This window comes from Flammeovirga pectinis, from assembly GCF_003970675.1.
Taxonomy (GTDB): Bacteria; Bacteroidota; Bacteroidia; order Cytophagales; family Flammeovirgaceae; genus Flammeovirga; species Flammeovirga pectinis.
In genome coordinates this window covers 4,109,970-4,135,464 of sequence record NZ_CP034562.1, presented here as the reverse complement: position 1 = coordinate 4,135,464, position 25,495 = coordinate 4,109,970, and the positions used below count along the sequence as shown (strand labels likewise).

At 31.4% G+C, this 25,495-nt stretch carries 17 protein-coding genes; 9 read left to right on the top strand and 8 right to left on the bottom strand.

Annotation, left to right across the window (positions count from 1 at the left end; translation table 11 throughout):
- Positions 1-35 precede the first annotated feature (35 nt).
- The 5 genes from EI427_RS16605 to EI427_RS26440 all read right to left on the bottom strand — a co-directional run bounded on the left by EI427_RS16605 (position 36) and on the right by EI427_RS26440 (position 3,633).
- Entirely contained in the window at positions 36-617 is a 582-nt protein-coding gene (locus EI427_RS16605; protein ID WP_126616832.1) for a UbiX family flavin prenyltransferase, read from the bottom strand.
- The gene (locus EI427_RS16600; RefSeq protein ID WP_126616830.1) at positions 610-981 is read right to left on the bottom strand and encodes a VOC family protein; all 372 of its coding nucleotides are present in this window, start codon (positions 979-981) and stop codon (positions 610-612) included. Before EI427_RS16600 ends, EI427_RS16605 begins: the two co-directional genes overlap by 8 nt.
- A 3-nt stretch (positions 982-984) precedes the next feature.
- Positions 985-2,073: an LLM class flavin-dependent oxidoreductase gene (locus tag EI427_RS16595; protein WP_126616828.1), complete on the bottom strand. Its 1,089-nt coding sequence runs from the start codon at positions 2,071-2,073 to the stop codon at positions 985-987.
- Between the two features lie 355 nt (positions 2,074-2,428).
- Positions 2,429-2,863 (bottom strand): serpin family protein, encoded by a 435-nt coding sequence (locus EI427_RS26335; RefSeq protein ID WP_262708882.1) that lies wholly within the window; start codon positions 2,861-2,863, stop codon positions 2,429-2,431.
- A gap of 74 nt (positions 2,864-2,937) precedes the next feature.
- Positions 2,938-3,633: a serpin family protein gene (locus tag EI427_RS26440; RefSeq protein ID WP_126618458.1), complete on the bottom strand. Its 696-nt coding sequence runs from the start codon at positions 3,631-3,633 to the stop codon at positions 2,938-2,940.
- Positions 3,634-3,860: 227 nt separating this feature from the next.
- Between EI427_RS26440 and EI427_RS16575 the strand changes: the two genes are divergently transcribed.
- The gene (locus EI427_RS16575; RefSeq protein ID WP_126616822.1) at positions 3,861-4,100 is read left to right on the top strand and encodes a helix-turn-helix transcriptional regulator; all 240 of its coding nucleotides are present in this window, start codon (positions 3,861-3,863) and stop codon (positions 4,098-4,100) included.
- A 691-nt stretch (positions 4,101-4,791) separates the two neighbouring features.
- Here EI427_RS16575 and EI427_RS16570 read toward each other — a convergent pair.
- Positions 4,792-6,210, bottom strand: a complete 1,419-nt coding sequence (locus EI427_RS16570) for a sulfatase family protein (protein ID WP_126616820.1) — start codon at positions 6,208-6,210, stop codon at positions 4,792-4,794.
- Between the two features lie 410 nt (positions 6,211-6,620).
- Here EI427_RS16570 and EI427_RS16565 point away from each other — a divergent pair, with 410 nt between their 5' ends.
- The 6 genes from EI427_RS16565 to EI427_RS16540 all read left to right on the top strand — a co-directional run bounded on the left by EI427_RS16565 (position 6,621) and on the right by EI427_RS16540 (position 16,530).
- Positions 6,621-8,972, top strand: coding sequence for a glycoside hydrolase family 2 protein (locus EI427_RS16565; protein WP_126616818.1), 2,352 nt, complete (start codon positions 6,621-6,623; stop codon positions 8,970-8,972).
- A 60-nt stretch (positions 8,973-9,032) separates the two neighbouring features.
- On the top strand, positions 9,033-10,805 hold the full coding sequence (locus tag EI427_RS16560) for a right-handed parallel beta-helix repeat-containing protein (RefSeq protein ID WP_205727867.1): 1,773 nt from the start codon (positions 9,033-9,035) through the stop codon (positions 10,803-10,805).
- 318 nt (positions 10,806-11,123) lie between these two features.
- Complete coding sequence (locus EI427_RS16555) at positions 11,124-11,522, top strand: ACT domain-containing protein (protein WP_126616814.1); 399 nt, start codon at positions 11,124-11,126, stop codon at positions 11,520-11,522.
- A 403-nt stretch (positions 11,523-11,925) separates the two neighbouring features.
- On the top strand, positions 11,926-13,410 hold the full coding sequence (locus EI427_RS16550; protein WP_126616812.1) for a hypothetical protein: 1,485 nt from the start codon (positions 11,926-11,928) through the stop codon (positions 13,408-13,410).
- 21 nt (positions 13,411-13,431) lie between these two features.
- Positions 13,432-14,157: a T9SS type A sorting domain-containing protein gene (locus EI427_RS16545; protein WP_126616810.1), complete on the top strand. Its 726-nt coding sequence runs from the start codon at positions 13,432-13,434 to the stop codon at positions 14,155-14,157.
- Between the two features lie 114 nt (positions 14,158-14,271).
- Positions 14,272-16,530 (top strand): beta-galactosidase, encoded by a 2,259-nt coding sequence (locus EI427_RS16540; RefSeq protein WP_126616807.1) that lies wholly within the window; start codon positions 14,272-14,274, stop codon positions 16,528-16,530.
- A 133-nt stretch (positions 16,531-16,663) separates the two neighbouring features.
- Here the strand turns inward: EI427_RS16540 and EI427_RS16535 are convergent, their stop codons facing one another.
- Complete coding sequence (locus tag EI427_RS16535) at positions 16,664-18,085, bottom strand: family 16 glycosylhydrolase (RefSeq protein ID WP_126616805.1); 1,422 nt, start codon at positions 18,083-18,085, stop codon at positions 16,664-16,666.
- Positions 18,086-18,291: 206 nt separating this feature from the next.
- Positions 18,292-22,452 (bottom strand): hybrid sensor histidine kinase/response regulator transcription factor, encoded by a 4,161-nt coding sequence (locus EI427_RS16530; protein ID WP_126616803.1) that lies wholly within the window; start codon positions 22,450-22,452, stop codon positions 18,292-18,294.
- 618 nt (positions 22,453-23,070) lie between these two features.
- On the opposite strand from EI427_RS16530, the gene EI427_RS16525 reads away from it, so the two are divergent.
- Together EI427_RS16525 and EI427_RS16520 are read left to right on the top strand one after the other, a co-directional pair.
- Positions 23,071-23,985 (top strand): family 16 glycosylhydrolase, encoded by a 915-nt coding sequence (locus tag EI427_RS16525; protein ID WP_126616801.1) that lies wholly within the window; start codon positions 23,071-23,073, stop codon positions 23,983-23,985.
- A 49-nt stretch (positions 23,986-24,034) separates the two neighbouring features.
- A complete protein-coding gene (locus tag EI427_RS16520; RefSeq protein WP_126616799.1) occupies positions 24,035-25,489 on the top strand; it encodes a hypothetical protein in 1,455 nt (484 codons plus the stop codon).
- Positions 25,490-25,495 lie beyond the last annotated feature (6 nt).

Here is a 25,495-nt window from a genome sequence, read left to right as displayed (position 1 = left end):
TAATTTAAGGGTATGAGGGTTATTAATTTTAATTTTTATGATCGATTATTGGGACCTTCCCATCTTTTTAATATTCCTGCGTCAATATCAAACAGGTCTAGTGTTCTACCTATTGTATGATTTATCAAGTCATCAATAGTTTTTGGTTCTGAGTAAAATGCGGGCATTGGAGGAGAGATGATTGCTCCAAGTTGAGCGGCTTCGTAAAGAAGTTTACAATGGCCAACATGTAGCGGTACTTCTCTTGGCATAAGTACTAATTTTCGTCGGTCTTTTAGTATAACATCAGCAGCTCTAATAATTAAACTATCTGCATAAGAATGGACTATTGCAGATAATGTTTTCATAGAACATGGTGCCACAATCATTCCATCTGTTTTAAAAGAGCCACTAGATATAGGTGCTGCTTGGTCTTTATATTTGTGAACAACATCTGCTAAAGCTTCAACATCTTTAAAATTATAATCTGTTTCTATTTCTATATTAATTCTTGCAGAAGGGCTTAAGATTAGATGAGTTTCTATGTTATCTATTAATTTTAAGACCTCTAATAGTCGAATACCATAGATTACACCAGATGCACCAGTGATTCCTATTATTAATTTTTTTTTATCCAATTAATTCATTTTTCCATGAGAGATAAGAAATATTTATACCGTCTGGGTCAATAACTTGAAAAAGCGTAGCGTTCCACGAAGTACTAACGGGAGGTGTTAAAGCAATGTCCTTTAATCGTTCATAAGATTCTTCTATTTTATCAACTTCAATAACAAGGTGAAACCGATCTCCTGGTTTAAAAAGTTCTAGTTTTTCTTTTTTGATAGAATTATCAAGAATCTCTAATTTAAGGTCATCCATTTTAAAACGTGTTCCTCGTGCATTATGCCTATCCCATTTTTCAATAATAGGAAAGGCTAATTTTTGTTGATAAAAACGGATAACTTCATCATAGTTATCAGTTACTAAAGCAAAATAACTCATACTTTAATCAACTATTATTTTACATTTTGGTAGCACTTGATTCTTTAAAAGAGCAAGACTATTATTCCAAGCTGTTTTTTCATCTTTCGAATCATAAGAAGTCATTATTATATAACCAAAACCTCCTACATCATCATATAATTTGTTGATTTTATTTGCCACAGTATCTGGAGATCCTGTTATCCATAAATGTTCCGCAATATAGTCTAAGGTAATCTCCTCATCTTTCATGTTAGGGTCTATTTTTAGTAGCGGACCTAAACCTAAACCAAGGTAAATTGGGAGTAAAAACTCTCTCCAACATCTACCCATCATACCCTTTTTAGCTAAAGAAAGCGCTTCCTCATCTGTTGCTGCTACATAAATATCTTTAATTATTCTCCATTCCGACCTCTTTGGTGTCAAGCCACTTTTTTGTGCTCCTTTTTCTACAGCATCCCAATGTTGCTTTACAATTTCGTTATTAGGAGAAACCCCTAAACTGACAGGTAAATATCCTTTTTCGCCACATAGCTCATGGTTTGCAGAATTAGGTGTTAAACCAGCAATAGCTATTGGAGGGTGGGGAAGCTGATAAGGTTTTAAATGAAACCCTAGCTCTGAAAATTGTGTTTTTCCTTCTCCAGCATTAAAATATTCTCCATTAAAGTTCTGAGGTCCATTTAACCATAAATCAGTCATTATTTTGATACTCTCAAAAGTCATCGACCTATTGCTCCCTTTGGCAAGTTTATCTATACCAAAAATATTATGATCTGAAGGTAATGCACTTATTCCTACTCCAAGCTGATATCTCCCTTTGGCCATATGATCGAGATAAGCCACTCGGTGTGCTAATTCTACAGGATTATGGTAAGGTAAAAGGTGTCCAAGTGGACCAAGTTTCATGTGTTTGGTTTTTAATAACGCTTGCGCTATCAATAAGTCGGGTGCAGGGCATGGTTCCCAATTCGACGTAAAGTGTTCACCTATCCAACTTTCCTCGTAGCCCAATTTATCCATGTATTCAATTTCTTGTAAATCTTCTTGAATACCGTCATAATACGCTCTTTCGGGAGGGTGATTAGGCATTATAAAGCTTCCTAATTTCATTTTTAGTAGTATTGGTTAATTTTTGTTTTGATGGCTATATAAATGTTTTTATAAACTAGGTGGAATATTATTCTCTTAGTTTATTGATTTTCTTAATTACTTTTCTGTTTTGTAAGATAGGTTTCTATATCTAAAACCCTACTTATGTATTAAGCTTTTGGATACTGATATCGTTTTGTATTTAGTCTACATACATAACTATTCTAAGAATATTTTTCATTCTATTTCACTAAGTATTTTAAAGTATAGTTTTTTGTTTTTTTTACTTAAAATTTAACTAAAAAAAATTACTAAGCTAGTATTTTTTTGATGATATGATAAAATGATAACCAAGTAAAATGGATGTTATTTGTATTTAGTTATTAATAATAATAGCTCCATTTTTACCAATATCCCCATATTTATCAATTGCTTCCGCAACCGGTAAAATATTTATGGATTCAATATCTTGAGCATCGATTCCCTCCAAGGTTTTTATTTTTTTGTTATCTAGTAAATACAAAGGTTCTTTAGTATAATGATTAGTAGCTTTACTAAACGAGATTTCTTTAGTAGAAGTCTTCTTTTCTTGAGGAGGTTGATTATACCTTCCCATAAATACTATTGATTGCGTTTTATTATCCAAAATAAAAAATATAAATGGATGGTTTGCGTTAAAATCAATCACGTGTGGTACCCCTGTAATTATTGTTTTCATTGCTGTAGCTGCAATAGCAACTGTTCCTTTTGCATTAAGTTCTAAAAGGCTTTTATGTTTAATGTTTACACTATTTAGAGCTTGATTTTTAATGATTTAAAAATCGGAATAGCTGTTTAAATCAGAAAATAATTCTGTTTCTTCTAAATTATAATCACCTGTTAATTTTATCTTAGGTAGAGATAACTTTTTTTTGTTTCAAAAGTCATGTTATCTAATAATTTATAGATAAATTGATGGCTTAATTTATTTTCAATTTCTTTATAACCATTAAGTTGTAAAGGGAGGATTACACAAAACGAAAGTCCTGAATCTTTATATGGTTTAGTTATAAATTGGAGTTCTTCATTAGCATAATATTGTAGTCCTTCTTTAGTATTTAAAAAGTCGATTTTATAGTTTTCATTTTCATTCTTAAAGAAGGTAGAAATGGTAGTGTTTTTATTGTTGAATTGTTTTTTCCATTGTCCATTAAAGTATACTGTGTTTAGAAAAATAGCTTTATTTAGTGAATCGATATCATTTGGACTAAGAAGTTTATTTATTTTCTGATTTGTATTTTCAGCAGCCCATTGGTTTATAATTGCAATCGCAGAGTTGGGATTTTCAAAATCAATAGTTTCTAAAGCTACATCATATTTAGCTGTTATTGTTTTCTTGTATTTTTCATCAAATTTATATTTTTTATCTAGCCAAATAGAGTTTTCAATTTTAACTTCTGCTATTTCTGTATTATCAATAAATTTGGGAATGGACTTGTTCTTTATATAAAGTATTTGCTCTAGTTTCTCTTTCGTTTTTCCATTAGCTCCTTCATGAACTAATAATAAAGTAGAATAGATACTGTAAGGTGAAAAAAAGATGTTGTTGCTATCCGATTAATATCATTATATACATCAAAGGAGAACGAATTTAAGGGGTTATTTAGATTGCTTTCTTGTGCATTACTATTCGTTAAAGTTGGAATAAGTAAGTAAAGAAAAATGAGATGTTTGGTAGTGCTTTTCATTATGTAAATTAGTTAAGGTTAAAGAGTATAGTAGTATTGACATTAATAAGAATAAAAAGGTTGTTTTTTTTAGGGGGGTGGATGAGTCTAAGTCAGTCTACCTTATACAGAAAGATAAAAAGTAGTACAAATAATACTATTGTAGGTTTTATTCGATCTATTCGATTAAAAAAAGCAGCAAATTTATTGCTATCAACCCCTTATAGCTTAAAGGAAATTATTGATCTTGTAGGTATAAATGATACACGCTATTTTATAAAGGAATTTAAGAAACAGTATAAAGTAGAACCATCAGAATATAGAGTTAAAGCCGTAATTTAGACACTTTTAATAATAATTTTTTAGCGGGAATACACTTCTCGCTGTTGTTTTCTACTGATAATTTCACGTCTTCATTTCAACAAAATTTCACTTTATTTTTCTACTATATTGAATTTGCATGATCTATTGACTAGGGTTTTAGAAATAAATATGTTTTATGTTATAGTAACACTGCAGTTGTGGGCATTGTTATTTGTTTGATATTCAAAATGATAATTTTTAATTTCTCGTTTTTAACATAAATAAGCTGTTTTATGAACACATTTTTAATTTTAACTAATATTCATCAATTAGTATTCATTTAATAAAATATTTTTTATTAAATTTGATTCCGAACAACAACATTTCCTTAAATAGAAACTATAACTTATTTTAAATAACAAACTATGAGAAATTTTCTGTCAACTCCGCTAACATTTTTAATTCTTACTATTCTAATACCTGTGCTTTTTATGCTTTTATTGGTAATGGTAGATACAGCTAAAAACATTAGTTTTACACTAAAGAATCGAATGAAAAGAATGTTTTAAGACATGTACAGACCTGTAAAGGTTTTGTATTTTGTTAACAATGAAACGACTAGAAAGAGTACCAGAAATGGGCTCTTTTTTTATCTAAGAACCAAAAAAAGGACAAAGTAAAAGTACCTTGCCCTTAGTAAAAATTTTGAATACTAGTTTAGTTATTACGATTATAAATTATCTGACTTTATTTTATCATACTCAGGGTTTATACAACGGTCTCCGTAACGTTCATAAATGGCTTGTAATTGCTCTTTACTTTCAGGGTATTGCCCTTTGTCGTCTGTTTCTTTAATCCAGTTATTTAACGTTAATCTGAGTGCATCTAACTCCTTTTTATAAGAAGGATTCTCAGCTAAATTATGCAATTCATTAGGGTCTTTCTTAAGATCATATAATTCCTCAGGAGGCCTAACATCAGAAAGCCATTCATTAGCAAATGGAACGCCATCTTTATATGCTTTCATGAATGCTTTAAAAGTTGGTTTATGCGATCGGTATTGCAATTGCATTAACGGTCTATCGGTCATGAAATTCTTTATATATTTAAACTGATTTGTTCTTACAGCTCTAATTCTATCAATTGTAAAATCACATCTATCTCTAGCAGCAATGATGTAATCTCTATGGTAACCATTTTCAAAAAGATCTTTACTTTCCATATAATCAGGTACTTTAATATTCGCTAGGTTTAAAGTAGTGGCTGTTAGATCTAGCAAACTGATTAAATCTTCTCGAATACCTTTTTGTTGTAAAAGCAATGGATTTCCAGGAGCAGAAAATAGCATTGGCATATGTAAACCGCCATCGTATAAAAACTGTTTATCACGCAGTAATTTATACCCATTATCAGAGAAAAATACAATAATTGTATTATCGTACAGACCATCTTTTTTTAGTTGTTCTATAATCTCTCCAATTTCATTATCAGTAACCTTAATTTGGTTATAATGGTCTGCAATTTCTTTTCTTACAGAAGGAATATCTGGGTAGTAAGGTTGCACTTTTACGTCTTCCGGATTGACTAAAATGGAAGGCTTTTTCTTGTTTTTTCCACCATACAATTCTATTACTCCAAAAAATGCTTGCCCTTCTTTTCTATCGTTCCAATTACCAGTACCTGTTTTACCAAAATGTTTTTTCTCTGTATAAGTTCCTGTCCAGTAATTGTCCCAATTGTAACTCCAATTAAAATCATCTTTACCAGTACTAAAAGTATGGTAGCCATGTTCTTTAAATAATTGCGGAACTACTTTTACATAATCCGGTAAAGGAGTATTTACTGTTCGTCCAGTTCTGTGGTTATGCATACCAATAGTAGTTGGCATTGCACCTGTAAAAATTCCAGATCGGGCAGGAGAACATACAGGAGACATAGAATAACAATTTGTGAAAGTGACTCCATTTTCTGCAAGTAAATCAATATTAGGAGTTGTAATGGTAGAGTCGCCATATATAGGCATCCAAGGATCAATATCTTCTCCAAAGAGCCATAATATATTTACCTGTTTCTGCTCTTTTTGTTGTTGAATGGAAGAACAGCTTAGGCTAATAATTAAAAGTACTACTATAGTTGATAGTTGTTTCATTTCAAATGTTGATTTTAATAATTATAGGAACGTCACAAAATTCCCAGAATGGAGTAGTGTAAACTTAAAATAGTTGTACTACACACCAACAAATATTGATAAAAATAACCTAGTAGAGGATTGTAAGCGTTTTTAGTTTGTCTGTTACAGTTAATTTATAATGATAAACTATTTTTACTTCATTTCTATTAAACAGTGAATTGAGAGTTTAAAGGCTGTTTTTCTACAACAAAAAGTTTTATTCGTAGCATAAAAACATTGTTGTACTTTTAAAAACACAACTTTTACTTAAAGACACATTGTCTAGTGAATAGTTTCTCACATTTGTAGTTTATTAAGTACATCAGTAAGGCGTAATAATCTGATCTGAATGTAAGCCAACACATACAGTATAAGAAACGATTGAAAAGATGAAACAATTATTACTATATATATTACTTCTTACAACTATTAGTTTAACAGCTTCTTTTAGTGTAGTTGCTGGTGAAAAAGTATCCTTTAATAAAGAATGGAAATTTATTAAAGAAACGAGTACACTAGACTATAAAACAGTTAGTAATTTATCTTTCGATGCAACGAATTGGGAAGCTGTAACATTACCACATACTGCTAATATTGAACCTTTGGTAGTAAACAATCAATGGCAAGGAATAGCGTGGTATAGAAAAACTTTTTCTTTTGATGAAACAAAGAAGGATAAGAAGTTTTTTGTTGAGTTTGAAGGTGCAATGAATAGTGCAGAAGTTTGGGTAAATGGTCAGTTTGTGAAAAAACATATTGGGGGTTACCTGCCGTTTGTATTTGATATATCACCGTACATTACTTTTGGAAAAGAGAATTGTATTGTAGTTAGGTTAGATAATAATGATAGTGCAGTAACAGGACCTAAGCCATTAAAAATTCTTGATTTTAATACTTTTGGAGGCCTGTACAGAAATGCATGGTTAATGATAAAAGAACCTTTGCATATCACGAATGCTATTTTAGAAAATAAAGTAGCAGGAGGAGGTATTTTTGTTACCTATCCAGAAGTAAGTGATAAAAAGGCGGTTATTGCTATTCAAACTGACATTAAAAATCAATATAATTCGTCTAAAAATATTACGATTGTACAGGAATTACGCTTTAAAAATAAGCTTGTAAGTAGAATAAAAAGTGAACTTATTCTTGTAAAAAGTAACGAAAGCCATACCAGTCAACAATCCATTACTTTAAAGAACCCGAAGTTATGGAATACCAACACTCCACACCTTTATACACTGATTACTAAAGTGATGGATGGAAAAAAAAGTATTGATAAGGAGGTTACAAAGATAGGTATCAAGCATATTGGCTTTGCAGGGAGAGATTTCTATTTAAATGGTGAAAAACGTTATTTAAGAGGAGTAAATAGACATCAAGAGTATCCGTATATTGGTTACGCTTTGTCTAAAAATGCAGAAGTTAGAGATGCAATAAAGATTAAAAATGCAGGATTTGATGTGGTAAGATTATCACATTATCCACATTCTCCATCGTTTATGGATGCCTGCGATTCTCTTGGCTTATTAACATTAGATGCTATTTTAGGTTGGCAGTATTATAAACCAACTACTGAATTTAGAAATCAGATTTTTCAGACTGCAAGAGATTTAATTCGAAGAGATAGAAACCATGCTAGCGTAATTGCTTGGGAAGTATCTTTAAACGAAACGAAAATGCCCTTGGAATTTAGGCAAAAACTGTCTACAATTGCCCACGAAGAGTATCCTACAAAACAGAGCTTCTCGGCAGGATGGATGAATGAAGGTTATGATATCTATTTACAAGCAAGACAACATAGAATTTTACATCCTGAAGCAAGAGAAGAGTGGAAAGGTCCTTACTTTGTTTCTGAATATGGAGATTGGGAATATTACTCTAAAAATGCGGGTTTAAATCAGCATCAATTAGATAAAACTACACGCTACGAAACATCGAGTAGACAAGCTAGGGGCTTCGGAGAAAAACGGTTACTTATGCAAGCATATAATGTGCAAGAGGCACTAAATGATAATTTAAGTACAGAAGCATTTGGCGATGGTTATTGGGTAATGTTTGACTACAACCGCGGATATCATGATGACTTAGAATTATCGGGTATTTCAGATCTTTTTAGAATAGAGAAGTTTGCGTATTATTTTTATCAATCGCAACGTACGCCAACCAAACAAATTCCAGTTACTTTAAAAATAGCTTCTTATTGGACAGATAAATCACCTTTGTCTGTAAAAGTATATAGTAATTGTGATGAGGTGGCCTTCTATCTTAATAATAAGTTAGTGGCAAAACAGAAGCCAGATCAAGATAAAAAGGCCATTAATTTACCTCATCCTCCGTTTACTTTTCAATTAAATAAATTTGAAAAAGGGACTTTGAAAGCCATAGGATATATTGATGGTAAAGTGGTAGAAACAGCTATAGTAAAAACACCTGAAAGTGTAGATCATTTGGTGATAGAAATTGATGAAAGTGAAGTTCCATTAGCTAAAAACACCAAAGATGTTGTGTTTGCCTATATCAAAGTGGTTGATAAAAACGGGACTTTAGTACCCAATTACAATAAAGAAATTGAGTTGAAAATAAAGGGAAATATCTCTTTAATGAACAAAAATGGAATAATTACTGAAGCTGGTATTGGAACAGCTGTCTTACAATTTCAGTCTCTAAAAGAGGGTTTACAACTACAAGCAACATCAGATAATGGGAGGTTAAAAGGTAGTTATCAATTGGATGTTAAGTAATTTAAGATTAATAGAATAATGATGAATTTTAAATATATCACTGTAATACTCGTGTTTTTTATGCTTAATATTTCGAATGCAGAAGAGGTAATTCACCTTAAAGCAGAAGAAGGAAAAGACATGACAATGACTTTACGAGCGGCATTAGAAAATGTAAAAGATAAGTCTGTAAAAGTAGTGTTAGACAATGCAACCTATTTATTTAAACCAAATTTTGCATACGAAAAATATAGCTTTATTACGAACCACAGAAATGGATTGAAAAAGATTGCGTTCCCATTCCAAAATTTTGAAAACGTAGTAATTGAGGGAAATGGTGCAGCATTAGTTTTCCACGGACAAATTCTTCCATTTCTGTTTGATCATTGTTCTGCAGTTAGTGTAAATAATTTAACGATTGATTGGGACATCCCTTTTACAATTCAAGGTAAGGTGATGGCATCAGATAAAAAGGCACAATGGGTAGATATTAAAATGGCACAAAAAGGGTATTCTTGGAAACTCAAAAAAGGCGTGATAACCTTCCCAAATATTGATGGTTATCATTACACGGGGTTAGGAAATACACTTACATTCGATGAAGAGACAAAAGCAGTGGCTCATGGTGCATTGGATGAATCTTATAGACCTGAAAAAGTTGAAAAAAGAGAAGATGGTATTTATCGTTTCTATGGTAAAATGAGAAGATATCCAGCAGATGGAGAATTGATTAACTTTAAAGGACCACACGAAGAAAATAGATATGCTCCAGCATTCCATGTGATCTCTTCTGCTAATGTTGTTTTTGATAAAGTAGTTGTTCACCATGCTTTAGGAATGGGTTTTTTAGCAGAGCGATCTGAAAATATTACAATTAAGAATAGTGGTGTTTATGTAGAAAAAGATAGCGATAGACTTATTTCTTCAACAGCAGATGCAACACACTTTTGTAATGTAAAAGGCAAGGTTTTAATAGAAAATTGTCGTTTTGAAAACATGCTAGATGATGGTACAAACGTTCATGGAACTTATGTAACCATAAATAAAGTAATTGATAAGCATAGTGTAATTATTAAATTGGAACATTTTCAGCAATTAGGCTTTGAGTTTGCTGGCAGCGGAGATGAAATTTGGCTAATTCAGGCTCCAAATCCTGACAGAGGGGAAGTGCTTACGGTTAAATCAGTGGATAGTATTAATGATCGTTTCTCTAAAATTACGTTTAATGAAGTGCTTCCATCATCACTAAAAATTAATGATATTCTTGAGAATAAGACATGGAACCCAACTTTTACAATGCGTGGGTGTACCATTCAAAACCATAGAGCAAGAAATATAATTTTAAAGACTCCGTTGGAAATTATCATCGAAGATAACTTTCTTTCGTCAAGTATGTCATCAATATTATTTAGAGGAGAATCGTTTTTTTGGTTTGAATCTGGACAGGTTGGAGATGTGTTAATTCAGAATAATACGTTCTATAATTGTGCAACAAGTGGAGTAGAACATGCTGTAATGTATGTAACGCCAAGGTTAGGAAAAGCATTTGATAAAACCGCTATTTACGATAGGAACATTAGGTTTGTCAATAATAAAATAAATACGTTTGATAATAGAATAGTTTGGGCATACAATACAAGTAATCTTTTAATTGAAGGAAATCAGATTATTCAGAATACTCAAAAAGTGCAATTATTTTCAGAAGCACCTATGTTCGAATTTGTAAACTGTTCAGATATTTCGATTAAAAAGAATACCTATTCTGGTAATACAACTTTAGGAATTAAAACAGATAAGAAATCAAAAGAAACAATTGAGATACGAAAGAATACAGCGATTGAAATGATGGAGTAACTACTTATTTATATATTTCAAAAATACCTTATGGGATTTTGATGATGTGAATTACTTATTGCGATAGAGAATTGATGGCTCAGAAAATCAATTCAGGACACAGTTTTTTATGATGCTAAAAGAGAGGATTGTTTTTATTACTGAGAATTAATTACAATACCCTTCCTCAATTTTAGCATCATTTTTAATTAAAAGAGTGTGATAAAGTCTAAAAACAAACGTTTTTAAATTTAAATAAGTTTGTGATTGAGTTTGATAATCCACAATTTACGGGTCTAAAAACCTATTTTTCACTCATTTATAAAAACCTAAAATAAGATGTCAGGAGAAACTAATCTATCTAAATTAATACAAGGAATGACTCCTAAATTAAATGAAGGAGAATATGTATTTACCACCTTAATAGACGTTGATAGTATTGACCGAAAAGAGACTATTTGTGAGTTTAAAGAAGAAGAAGGAACAACTATAGTTATCGAAAAAGGTAAGGCAGATAAACTTAATTTAAAGTATGATTATATAGCCTCTTGGATAACACTAACAATACATTCATCACTTGATGCAGTGGGTTTAACGGCTCTTTTTTCAACGGAGTTGGCTAATAATCAAATCAGTTGTAATGTAATAGCAGGGTACTATCACGATCATATTTTTGTTGATAAGAAAGATGCAAAAAAAGCAATAAGTGTATTGACTGAACTGTCTAAAAATCAATAAGATATATCGTTAAAATTGATGTTGTTTTTAATTTAAAATACCTTATTACCTACTTTCATATCAACCAAATTTAATTGAGTTCTTGTTAAAAAAAACTTGAATAAATTAATGATTGGAAGGATGTGTGAAAATATGTTTTCAACTTAAATTAAGAAGGAAGACCGGTAATTTAATCAACTTAAAACAACATCATTTATACGTAAAGTAACTTAATTAGTAAGTGTCTCATATACTTTTGTTTTGAATGAAATGTATGATAAACATTTATTTATGTTTTCTCTAAAAGATATCGAATTGACTGATCAACAATAAGAAACTTTTAGAAGCATCTATTAAATGGAATGAACACTAGTGAATCTATACTATCAGCATTGATGATAGATTCATTGTTAAACAAATTACTATGAAAATTAAGAATTATTACTTTAAAATGGAGGTCTTAAAAAAGGCTCTCTTAATCTCAACTATTTTTCTATGCTCTCAATTTGATAGTATTGCACAAAGTACTATTGGAACTCACAAAGCAACTATTGGAACAAGAAACCTTACTTTCTTTGTAAACCGTGTAAAGGTAAAAGACACAGCTATTTTTAGAAACGGTCAAGCTACTGCAAAGCAAGTAAATGATGAAATTGAACGTCTTTCTGCATTGGGTGGAGGGGTTGTTAAATTTTTATCGGGTACGTATACTTTAGGTCAAATTCATCTTAAATCTAATATTAGAATTGAAGTAGAAAGCAATGTAACGTTTAAAATTGATCGTTCAAATGGTAATAGTACGTTATTTAATTTAGGGCGTATTACAAATAAAAGTCAAGAGCAAATTTCGAATATAGAAATTGTAGGAGCAGCAGATAATCCAAACTCTTGGTTTACTATTGATCTAGGAAATTTTAACCCTCTTGCAGATGCTACACCATTTAAAGTTGGCTATGTTAAGAACTTTGCACTTTCTCGTTTTATTATTAAAGATAATTATACATTAAACCCTTCTGTATTTTTAGTTGCAGATAGTAGGTATTTAGGTAAAATTGATGGTCGACACACTTATGATTTAGAAACGTTTAACCGTATTCCAATGCAAGGTGTTGTAAAGAATGCAAAAGCAACAAAAATAGGTACAGGTTATGCACTTGTTCAGCCTTTTAGCGGCAAACGGATTTACATGGAAAACTTGTCAGGAAACCAAGGAATTACAGTACGTCTTGAGCCGGGCAGTGGTAAAGCTAAGGATGATCTTAATTTAACGAAGAGTAAAAAAATGGGCTCAATAGATGATATATACATCAAAAATGTATCAAATGAGTTGGGTTTTACTGCTTTGTTTATTAAGCCACATGCTAAAATTTGTAGCAACATTTATGCAACTGGATTATCAGCAAAAAATAGTTTGTCGGCTGTGTATATCGCTTCAGCAAGTTTAACACCTTTAGGTAGAAGGGGAAAGTTTATTAATACAAAAATTGAAAATATCTCGTTTACTCAAACTATAGAAAATAAAGTGACAGCAGGTACAAACCCTTTAAAGGTAGAAAATTACCCTGCAGATAGTGGTTTAGAAGGTCTACGTTTTATGACTGAATTGCATAGAACGAAATTAATTGCAGTAAGGAATTCTATGTCGCCCAAACCAGGAGTAGTTTCTTTGGTTACTAAAGATGCAGGAGGTCAGCGTTATAAAACACATCCGATTGCACCAGTTGTTTACACAGCAAAATATTCTGCAACATCAGTGGGATCAACACTTGGTAGGTACAATGTAGACTTACCTTCTAATAACGAAATTAAGGTGTTAGGAGGAGTATATACAGGTGCTAAAGTTGTGTATAGAAACGAAGCAAAAGTAATGATTAATGGTACAGCAGATACTGACTACATTCTTAAATAACCCTTACTAAAAGACAAAGAAATGAAAAAAATATTTATCGTATTAGTGTACTTAACATGTGCAAGTGCTTCTGTAGCACAAATAGATACATCAAATTATACAACAGAGCTTCTTTCTTCTGCTAATTACTTGGTAGGTACGCCTTATGAGGTTATGGAAGATGGAATGGTATCATCAATTAACATAATTGGAAACAGTAAGGGTACTAAGGTTAGAATGGCTATTTATTCAGATGTAGACAATGCTCCAGATGAATTAATTGCAGTAAGTGAAGTGAATAAGCTTGGAAAAGGGTTGACTTCTGTTGCAATTGAGCCTATAGCATTAGAAGCGGGTAACTATTGGATTATGGCTATTTACAAATCTACAGGTAAGCATTTACTAGGTAATACTAAAGATGTAAATTCAGATGTATTTTATGCTGCAGTAGATTTTGAAAGTGAATTGCCATTGAATGCTCAAAACTTTGAGAACTATCAAGGACATGCTTTTCCCTTCTTCTTAGATTTTAAAATAGAAGAAAAGGAGACAAGTTTAGCAATCTATCCCAACCCAACGGTTGATTTTGTAAAAATAGAACATCATATAGAAAACTATGAAGTGCGTATTTTTGATCTTACAGGGGTCGAAATTAAAGCGATTCATTCAGATAGTAAAACATTGGAAGTAGATTTAAGTGGTCTTCAAAAAGGACATTACCTCTTTAAAATAGGGGAACAAAAAGCACAATATGTAATTAAGAAATAATTGTAAGCCCTTGCTTGTACAAATTGTATGGGTAAGGGTACTTTTTTAACTTGTGATCTACTACCATTTTTAATAAACAAACACCAACGATGTGTGTGATTAAGACATAAGAACATGAAACAATTTTTTAGACGAACAGGTACAATTTTATTTTTTTTTGTACTATTAAACAGTACTCTTTTTGGACAAGATTTAAATAATGAGCTAGAGAGAGAGGTTAAGCAATTAGAAACTATTATAAAGAAGGCAAAGAAAAAAGGTATTGATGTAACTAAAGAGGAAAGTACTTTAAGAACAGCGGATATTTTTAAGACTTTTGCCAATTGGGACGAAAAGAATATTGATTATAATTACGAGCTATTTAAAACATTAAATACATATAAAACAACTGCTAGAGAGGTGGCTGAAGATTTGCCTAACTTTGAAAGAAGAGAGGTAATTAGTATGCTTAAAGAAGGAAAAGAAAATTTAGAATTGGCGATAGCTGGTAAAATACACAAGCAGAAAATTACTACAATTGATTGGAATAACACACATATAAAAGGAAGTGATATTATTCAAGATGATGGTAGACCTGTCTTTCTTTTAGATTACACTTGGAAGCCAAAAGTGCCTTATCTTACAAAATATCACGGTAACTTAGATGGTTTTTTTATGACTACAAGTAATGTACTTGATGAAAATGGTACAATTAAACCAAAGCTTATTAATGAGTTACAAACAAAACCTACTGGCAGAATTGGTACTGCATTTTTAAACCATCTTAACCCTCCAAAATGGTTTAAGCAGAAGTACCCAGAAGCTCTAGAAGGTAAACGTAGATATTTTGATTATGATATTGATAATCCAAATACTATTGAGTTGCAAGAACTACTGTTAAGCAAAACTGTTCCTTTAATGAAGGGGAAAAATTATGCGGAGCTAGGGTATATGTTAACTAACGAACCGCATTGGCATACAAAAGAGGGCTCTTGGGATACAGGAGGAGTTTCTGAATTTACTTTCAAAAAATTTAGAAATTATCTTAAAGAAAAACATAAAGACATTGCTACATTAAATACTATTTGGGGGTCAGATTACTCTTCTTTTGATGCTATTCAGGTTACAATACCAATGAATGGAAATTTGCAAGGTACACCCATTTGGTACGATTGGATGCGCTTTAATCAGGTGAGAGGGAACGAGTGGTTTCAGAGCCTTTCTGATATTATTCATAAATACGATGAAGAAGCCAATACGCATATAAAAGTAATGACGCATTTGTTTACAGAAAACCCACGAGATATGGGTATAGATTTGGAATCAATGACCGAAATAACGTCTGTAATTGGCAACGATGCAGGAGCAGTTTATTCTGATATGTGGAGAAAGAAAGTACCTGAATGGAAGAGTAAATATAGTTTTGATTGGAGACAACTTTGTATTAGTTATGATTTTATGAAATCTGTATCTCCTGATAAGATCATTTTTAATTCGGAAAATCATTTTATTTCTACTATTAGATTTAGAGATTTATACATGAAACCCGATTACGCTAGAGCTACTTTTTGGTTAGCAACAACTTTAGGTTTAAATGCTTGTCAGACGTGGTTCTTTCCAAGAAATGTTGATGGCTCATTAAGAAAGCAGACCAAAGGCTATGCTGCATCTGTAACACAAATGCCACGTATTATGAATGAAATTACGTTAACCTACCTAGATATGAATGCAAATGCTAGAGGGTTAAGTGCTATTCAGAAGTTAAGAAAACCAGTGCGTATTTTTCATTCAGAGACCTCTGCAATCAATATAGATAACCATATGGATGAGGTATATCACACTTACGAAAATCTAATGTTTGAAGGAGTGGCGATTGGCTTTGTAACAGAGAAAATATTATCGAAACAAAATACGTCGTTATGGGATGTTGTTGTTATTCAAAATACACCATTTGTAACCGTATCAGAAAGAAATGCTTTGCAGCAATATTTAGTTGAAGGAGGTAAAATAATTATTGATGCAAAGAGTATTTTGAAAGATGAATATGGTAGAGACTTGCAACCACTTGAACCGGCTAATGGTGAATTGATTTTATCTGATAATACTACAGAAATAAGAACAATAGCCTTGTCGAAAGTGACAGATAAACAGCCATTAATTTTAGAAGAAAACAACGAGAATAATCATAAAGCATGTATGTGGAGATATACGCAAGATGAAAATGGAAACCAGTTACTTTCTATTGTGAATTTAGGGAATAAAGAAGCAAATTTATCTCTTAAATTAAATAATGGGAATCCAGTAAAAATCAAGAATATAATTGAAGGTACTGATCATCCTAAAGACTTTAAAATGAAGCCTTTGGAGGTATTGTATTTGGAAGTGAGTGAATAAGTAGTTGCTATTATTGTTATTTTTTAAACACCTCATTAGTTTGTGCTATCACATTCAAATGAGGTGTTTTTTATCATAAAAACAGTATACCTAAACTAGATTAAGTATACTTTTATATAGTGAAAAATAGCTACTAATTCGCTAGCCCTTTATTATGTTTAAACTCGATATCATCGATATACAAGAGAGCTTTTTTACTAGTGATAGTATTTCCTTTTAACTGAATTTGTACTCTGTCACCATTTTTTAAATCTTGAACCGAATCTTTATTTCTTGTAAATTTTTGAGAAACTTTTACCCATTTCCCTTTTTTTACATTTGATAAATCAAAAGAAATATTTGTTTTAGGATTGGTTAAAATGAAGTCTATTTTTTTGATATCTGTATCCTTATCAATCCAAACTTTAAATTCTATTTCATTAGAACCTTCTGGTAAATCTAAAGAGCCGAAAGGAGCGTAGATATTGAAATTTTTGCCACTAAAATCACCTTCATAGTTAAAGCATAGACTTAAATCCCCACTTGCAGCTTTATCATCTGTCATTCTCCAATGGTCTTTATTTGGAGCCCACCAGTTCATGCTACGTCCTTGGAAGTAGAACGGTCCCTCAAAACCTAGGGCGTTAAAGTTGGGCGGTGTTATTTCTTTCTGCCAGATTCTAACATAGTCAATCAAGTAGTTTGCAGGTTGTTCTAAATCTTCTTTATTTGGTAAACCATACCATTCAAAAACTTCAGAATTTATCCATAACTCTTGAGGGAACTGATGCCTCCATTGGTCATTTTTTTCAAGTTCCTCTCTTGTAGAAGTACGTAATAGTTTGCCATCAAAATAAATTTTAATGTAGTCCTTATCCCATTCAAATCCATATACATGATAATCGTCTGCTATACGAACATCTAATACATCTTCTACTTTATAGTGTTTATGCCCTTTTGCTTTTTGTGGATCCCAACTAATTAAATTTGTACGGTATTTATATTCTAATTTTTCTGGTTTATTGTAAGGATTTTCAGCAGATAGTTTACCAAAATTCTCTGTCATATCTATTTCGGAATGATAACCAGTGGTCCAAAAACTTGAAGTAACAGGGGCATTAGCCGCCTTACTTCTAATTTCCATATAACCATATTTAAAGAACGATTCGCTCATAATACAAGCCTGCGTAATAGGTTTACTATTATCTGCTTTTTCCTTTGTTCCCCCATAGAAAACACCGTTGTTTTTTTCGCCCTTTAAGAACTCAAATTCAGGTTCCCATTGTGACGTTAAAATCAAATTACCCTCTTTTACAGCAACATTATGTGCTACAAATTGAGCAGGTGCACGTCCTTTCCATTTCTTTCTATAGTCTCCATTTTCACCTAGAATCCACCATTTTGATTTGTCAAGTTCAGTGCCATTAAATTCATCACTTAATGTTTCGTTGATAATCCATTTGTCTTTATTCTCTGGATCTGAAACAGGATTTTGTTGAGCTTTACATTCTAATGAATAGAGACTCACTAGAGAAATAAAACTTAGGCTTATTGTAGTAATAAGTAGATTTTTCATCACAAAAAAATTAAACTGTTATTGTGTTTGTTTGTATAGTAAAGATAAGTACAGCACTAAATATTTTGGTTTCTATGAGGTAATTAGATGTTACTGTACATTAAATGTACGCATATTAAAGTGTAGAATTATTTTTTTGCTTAATGTTAAGTGTAGAGCTATACTATTTCCCCTATCCAAAATGCGTATTGGATAGGGGGAATATTTTAAACTTTTTCAGCTACTTTTTTACCGTACTTACTCGGAGAAACACCATAATATTCTTTAAACATTCTACTAAAGTGTGTACGGTTTTTAAACCCTGTTCTAACACACACATCTGCAACAGGTAAGTTCTCTTGCACTAATAATTCTGCAGCTTTTTTCAGTCTATATATTTTTAATAATTCGTAAGGCGTATAATTTGTTATTGCTTTTACTTTTTGGAAGAAAGTAGTTCTATTTAAATATAAACCCTTGGCAAAAACATTCATATCTATGTCTTCATTTTCAAGGTTTTCTTCAATCAGTTCGTAGAACTTCTCTATAAAAATTGCGTCATCTTTAGAAGTACTTTTCTTTTCTACTTCAATAGGGAAATCAATCTGGAAACGTTCTCTTAATTGTTTTCTATTTTTTAATAACATCTGAGAAGTAGCAATTAAATGCTTCATATCAAATGGTTTTGAGATATAGAAGTCTGCACCAACTTCAAGTCCTTTAACTTGATCATCTACAGAAGACCTTGATGTTAATAAGATAATTGGAATATGACTTGTTCTAATATCTGATTTAATTTTCTGGCAAAGTTCTAAGCCATTTAATTCGGGCATTAAAATATCACTAATAATTAAATCTGGCCACTCATCTTCTAATTTATCTAAACATTCTTGTCCGTTTACAAAACATGTAACATTAAAATAGTCTTTAAATACACTGTAAACAAAAGTCCTTAATTCCTCATTGTCTTCTACATAGAAAACGTTTAGTTCTTTTAAACTTTCGTCCATTAAATAGCTTGGTAGCTCCAAACTATTTGGCATTATTTTTTGCTTTTCCTCATCACTTTCTTTCTCTAGAATATCTTTAATTCTCACCTCATTTAACTGTTGTGTACAGTTTACTTTTACAGGTAAAGTTACAGTGAAAGTTGTTCCTTCGCTTAAAATACTATCAATGCTAATTTTTCCGAAGTGCATTTCTACTAAACGCTTAGAAAATGCTAATCCAATACCAGACCCGATTGAATAAGTGTTTGAGTTTTCTGTTTGGTAATAACGATCAAACACAAAAGGTAGCTCATCTGCCTTAACGCCAATACCTGTGTCTGCTACTTTAAAGAATAGAGAATTTTCATCGTGACCGTAAATAATCTTAATTGTGTCACCTTCTTTAGTAAATTTAAAGGCATTATTTAATAAGTTATTCAGAACGATTTCTAATTTATAACGATCAGCTGTAATAAATAACTGATTAGCTTCTCCTTCAATAATCAATTTCTTTGCTTGCAACTCTGCTAAATGATCAAAGTCTTTTTTGATATCTACAATCAAGTCTGTGAAATCAAAATTAGCCGTTTTTAATTTTAACACACTTTGCTCTGCTTTTTGGAAATCTTGTACCTGATTTACCAATTGTAGCATTTTATTCGATTGACGCTGAATTAAATCGAGATGAACAAAAGCATCTTGATTAGATTTGAACATATTTAGAAGCATCTGTATCGGACCTCTAATTAAGGTGATTGGAGTTCTAAATTCATGAGAAATATTCATGAAAATACGTTCTTTGGTTTTATTCAGTTCATCTATTCTTAAACGTTCAATATGTTCTATTTCTAACTCATGTTTTAAGTGAGTATGGTTCAGCATAAATCTAATTATGATGTAGACTATACCAATAATACTTAAAATATAAAGTATGTAGGCAAATGGTGTTTTCCATAATGGCGGCTCAATTCTAATATCTAATCGGATAGGGGCAGTCCATCTGTCTTTTGAATTGGAAGCCATTGCCTCTAAGGTATAACTTCCAGGAGGAAGGCCATTAAAAGAAGCATTTTTAGTTTCTGATGTGGTTTCTATCCATTCTTTATCTTGAGGTAATAATCTATATTTTACTTTAAAGATAGAAGGGTTAGAATAATGAAGAAGAAGTAACTCAATAGAGAATACATTTTCATCATATTTCAACGTAATTTCTTCTTGTCTGTTTAAAGGTTTATCAAGAATTACTCTATCATTTATGGTATCGTTAACACCAACTTTTTGATTAAAAAGCACCATTTCACCGAAAGTAAACTTAGGTAATGGTTTTTCAATTTTAATGCTGTTTGGATTAAAATAACAGATTCCATTTCCTGCTGCAAAAACAATTCTGTTATCGGTTTGTTTAAAACCAACATTTTCGAAAGCATATGCTTTTACGCCATCTTCTGAAGCAAAGTTTTTAAAGGTATTTGTTGAGATATCAAACTGATTTAATCCTTTATCTGTAGTAATCCATAATTTATTTTCACCATCAAATACTATCTTTTTTACAACATTATTATCTAACCCATCCTTTTCTGAATAGTTTCTAAACTCTAGTTTATCACCTATCACCCTATCAATTATACAAATTCCTTTACCTTCTAAACCAATGCATAACTTGTTATTTGGTAAGGCTAGAATATTTGATACATGATTGGACGGTATTTCTGTATTTTCTTCTTTTTCGTTATCGTAATTATATTGACGAATACTCATTGTATTCATACTTAAAGTGGGGTCATTTTCTATTTGAAGAAGACCGTTTAATGTTGTACCAACCCAAACATTATTACTAGCAGAATCTATATGTAGCGTTTTAATCGTATTTGCTTCAGATAAATTAATATTAGGGTTATTATCAAGCTTTTCTATATATTCTACCTTTCCTTGTTCGGACATTAAAATTCTGAAAAGACCAATTTTTGCGGCAATCCAATAGTAACCATTATCATCTACAACAACTTTATTTACCTTAGAATATTGTTTGTTTGGCCTTCCGTTCTTAGAAATCTGAATCCACTTTTTTGTTTCGTTTGCTGGTTGGTAATACCATTTACCTCTGCCTTTTATAAATCTTAACCACTTTCCACCTTTATTATCTTTTACAACAGCAGCATTATTTACAGCAACAGGGCTGTTATCAAATTCTTTTGGTAGCGGTTCTAACTCTCCCGTAGTGGTATTAAAAAACACTAGACCTCTAAGGTAAGAGCAGAAAAGAACATGATCTTTATCCCAAACACAGCCTTCTAATATTTTATTAGTAAAATGTTGACCACGAAGCTCAGCAGTATTTAAATCAGAATATTTAAAAGCAGATGCATTTTTATCGAACACAAATAAGCCATCACTAAAAGAGCTGATCCATACTTTATTAAACTTATCGTTGTTTGGTAAGAAATCACTTACTCTACCAATATCTAAAAACTGCTCTGGTTTAATAGCACTAAACGCAACATTCTCTGGAAGTTTTGCGGGCTCATGAATAAGGGCACATCCTCTAGAAAGCATACCACACCATAAATCACCATTACTACTTGCCTCAATATTTAAAAATCTTGTATTAGGAAAGATTGTTTTCTGAAAATGGAAAGAGTATTTATCTCCGTTTTTTAAAGGTTTTATATGATGAATACCGTTATAACCAACAATAAAAATGTTGTTGTCACAATCAATTGCTAAACCTCTTGATGCTCCAATAATTCGAGGTTTTACAAAACGATGTCTATCTTCTTTAATATTATAAGTGAGCAAACCTTTAGAAGTTGAAACTAAAAGAATTTCATCATTTAAAGTAACTGCATCAGAAACAAACTGGAAAGATTTCTCTTTTGTTTCGACATAATGTGAGCGTTCTAACTGATACGTTTTCTTATTGAAAAGAAGAATTCCTTCATACTCTGTAATACAAACTATGTAATCTTTAATAGAAAGGATCTTAGCAATAATAAAAGGTTTATCGTTTTTAATACCTAAAGAACTTGCCTCAATTACTTTAAATTTTTGCTGATCGTAGAGGTAAATATTTAAACCATTCTCTGTGCCAATCCAGATGTTTTTTTGATCGTCTTGGTAGAGCGTTCTTATTTTATTGCTTGTAAGAATACGCTCATAATCATTATTTCTGTAGTTGGTGAAATCGTAGCCATTAAATTTATCTAAGCCATTGTAAGTACCTAACCAAATAAATCCGTTATGATCTTCTAATAAAGTAGTGACGCCATAATGTGAAATACCCTCGTTCATTCCATATTTGGTTAATGGCGTAAACTGGGAGGTATTGCTTTGTGCTAGTATATCTGAACTATTAGATAATACTAATAATTGAATAAGAAGTAAAATGTAAAATCTAATCATGTAAGTTAAAGTAAAGTCAAATGTTGAATCTCAAAAAAGTGTATGTTTATCTTTTTCTAAACACAGTTTATGCAAAAAAAAATAATAAAATACTGTGTTGTTTTTATAATAGTGTGTTATAAATGTAAACAATACATTATGCTTCAGCAAGGATTTAACTAAGAAATTATTGGATAATTTTAAATAATATATTTTGATCATTTAATTTTGTTAACACGAGGTTGTGTGGTGTTATATGTTGTTTTAGCGGTTTGTTACTTAGCGTAAATCAAATGATACTCTGCGTTAATTTTATGGGTGTAAATGGAGTTTTTTGGGGTGTTAAGTTAGTTTTTTCTCAATTTTAATTATTATTACTATGAATTCGAAAGAGAAATTTAATGTTTTAGAATTAAAAAAAGCATAAAATGAAAAAAATAAAAAAGAGAAATGTTTCATACTTTCCCTTTTGATTTTATTAATAACTAATATATCAATTTTGGTAAGCGTCAATACTTTGTTCGTTTAAGAACATGAAAGTAGTAGATCGTTATAAGCCATAGTATTTTTCCTTATATTTAAATGTCGAATCTATTTGTCTCTTTTTAATTTAAATTTTAAGGAATAGAAATTTTAAAGATGACGAAACAAATAAAACTTAGACCACATATAATTATTCTACTATTGAGTAATTTTATAGGTTTAATAGTTCTTGCACAAAAACCACTCGCTACTACTAAAAGTAATGATAAGTGGGAAATTCAATGGAGTGCTTCTGATGAATTTAATGCCGAAAATCCAGATTGGAAAAAATGGATGCAAAATGGCAAACTTCCAAATACAACAGCATGGAAATGGGACAATGATAGCAATGTTACTATTAAAGATGGCATTGCAAAAATCACTATGCGCCCCAACTATAACAACGAAGAGGATAAAAACACATATTTTAAATCTGGTATTCTAAAATCTTATCGAGCATTTACGTACGGTTATTTTGAAGCAAGAATTAAAGGAGCTTCTTTGGCAGAGGGTGTTTGCCCATCTTTCTGGCTTTTTAGTGATTTTGATAAGGAAGCTAAAGATGGCGAACCTGTTTACTGCGAAATAGATGTTGTGGAATTACAACAATTTGATTGGTACAATAAACACCAAGAAGATATACAGGATATTGATCTTAATTTACATGCTGTAATAAAAGTAGATGGAAAAAGAGAATGGCACAGGCCAAAAAAATATCCAGAAGAACAATTAAATAAATGGAGAGCTCCTTGGAATCCAAGCGAGGACTATCATGTATATGGTTGCGAAGTTAACAAGAAAGAAATAATCTGGTTTATTGACGGTGTAGAGGTGGCTAGAAAAAAGAATATCTATTGGCACCGACCTATGAATGTTACGCTGTCTTTAGGGTTACGCAAACCATTTGTAAAATTCTATAATAACAGAAATAATGCTATTGATCCTACAACGGACGAAAAAACAAGAAAAGCATTGGATCAAATGCCTACCTCTATGTTTGTAGATTATGTAAGGGTTTGGAAAAAGAAATAAGCAGTTACGCTAGAATAACAACTCACTTTACTAAATAAATTTTACCGAAATGAAAATAAGCTATTTTTCTCTGCTACTATTATGTAGCCTAGTATCTTTTAGTATAGATACTAATGGACAAACAATTAATGCTATTGATAATTATAATGATTGGGGATGGAAAACCAATTACGTTGCAAAGAATGATTTTATCACGGTAACGGTAGTGCCAGATGCTGGTGGAAGAGTGTTAGAATATAATCTTGGCAATGTAAAATCGCTGTGGTTAAACCCTAAAGAATTTGGGCGTTCTTACACGAACGATGATCATGTGAAAATGAAAGATTGGAGGAATTTTGGAGGGTATAGATTAGTACCAATTCCTAGAGATAATTTTGCATTGAATGCTAAAGGTGATAAATCACAAAGATGGCCACCACCAGTAATTATCGGTGATGCTCCTTATAAAGTACTTTCTACAGAAAATAAGATAGATAAAGCAACAATTGTAGTACAATCAGGTGTTCAGAATTTACCAGTGCCGGTTTGGTTTGGAAAGGAAAAAAGATTTACTCAACCACAAGTAGAAGAATCTATTCAGTACACAAGGTCTCTTCAAATCGAAGATGTATCTAGTAAAGTATATTATATACATACTTTAAGAAACGTAGGTAAAAAGAAGGTAAAAAGAGGAATCATGCTTTCAAGTCAGCATGTCTCTTGGACAGATTCTTTACTTCAAGATGGTGAAAATTTTGTAGCTTATGTACCTTTTGACCAAGAGCATAAAATGAAGGGAGGAGAACAATTTAGAATTGATGTAACACCAGAACAACGTTGGCGATATATTTCTAGAAATAGATTTCCATTAGATAAGAAAAATCCTGAACATATAAAGAAGTACCTTAATAAAGGTACTAACTGGACTGGCGAGGTAGCTCCTGGAATTTATGAAGCACACTTTGATTATAATTTGATGGGTGGTATGCACATGATTTCTTCTAAAGCATGGATTTGTTATGTAGATAAAACAACATTATCGGCTTTCTCTAAAACTTTTGAAGCCTTTGATAAATCGCTAACCTATTGTGAAGGAGGAGATGTCGCTATTTTTAATAGTGGTATGGAGACGGGGTACCTAGAGACCGAAATACAAACACCAATTTATACGTTAGCGGCTGGAGAAGCCTTTGATTATTCTGAAATACATGGAGCAACTAAACTACTTAGTACGCCAATTTTAGATGTTAATGCATCGGGTATTATTACTAAAAAGTTAGCTTTAGATATAACGGCAAGCACTGTAAAAGGGGAGTATGGAACGTTTATAGAAGGAGAGTTGAAAATCAGATTCTTAAACGTGAAAAATAAAGCTAAGGAACTCTCTTTAGGTAAAGTTTCTCCTTTAAAAGGAATTGAAGTAAATCAGAAAATAGATAAAAATAGTACAGACATAAAACTTGTAATTCTAGATAAGCATAACAAAGAACACTTACTAGATGAATATTCAAAAATAAGTCAATAAAAAAAA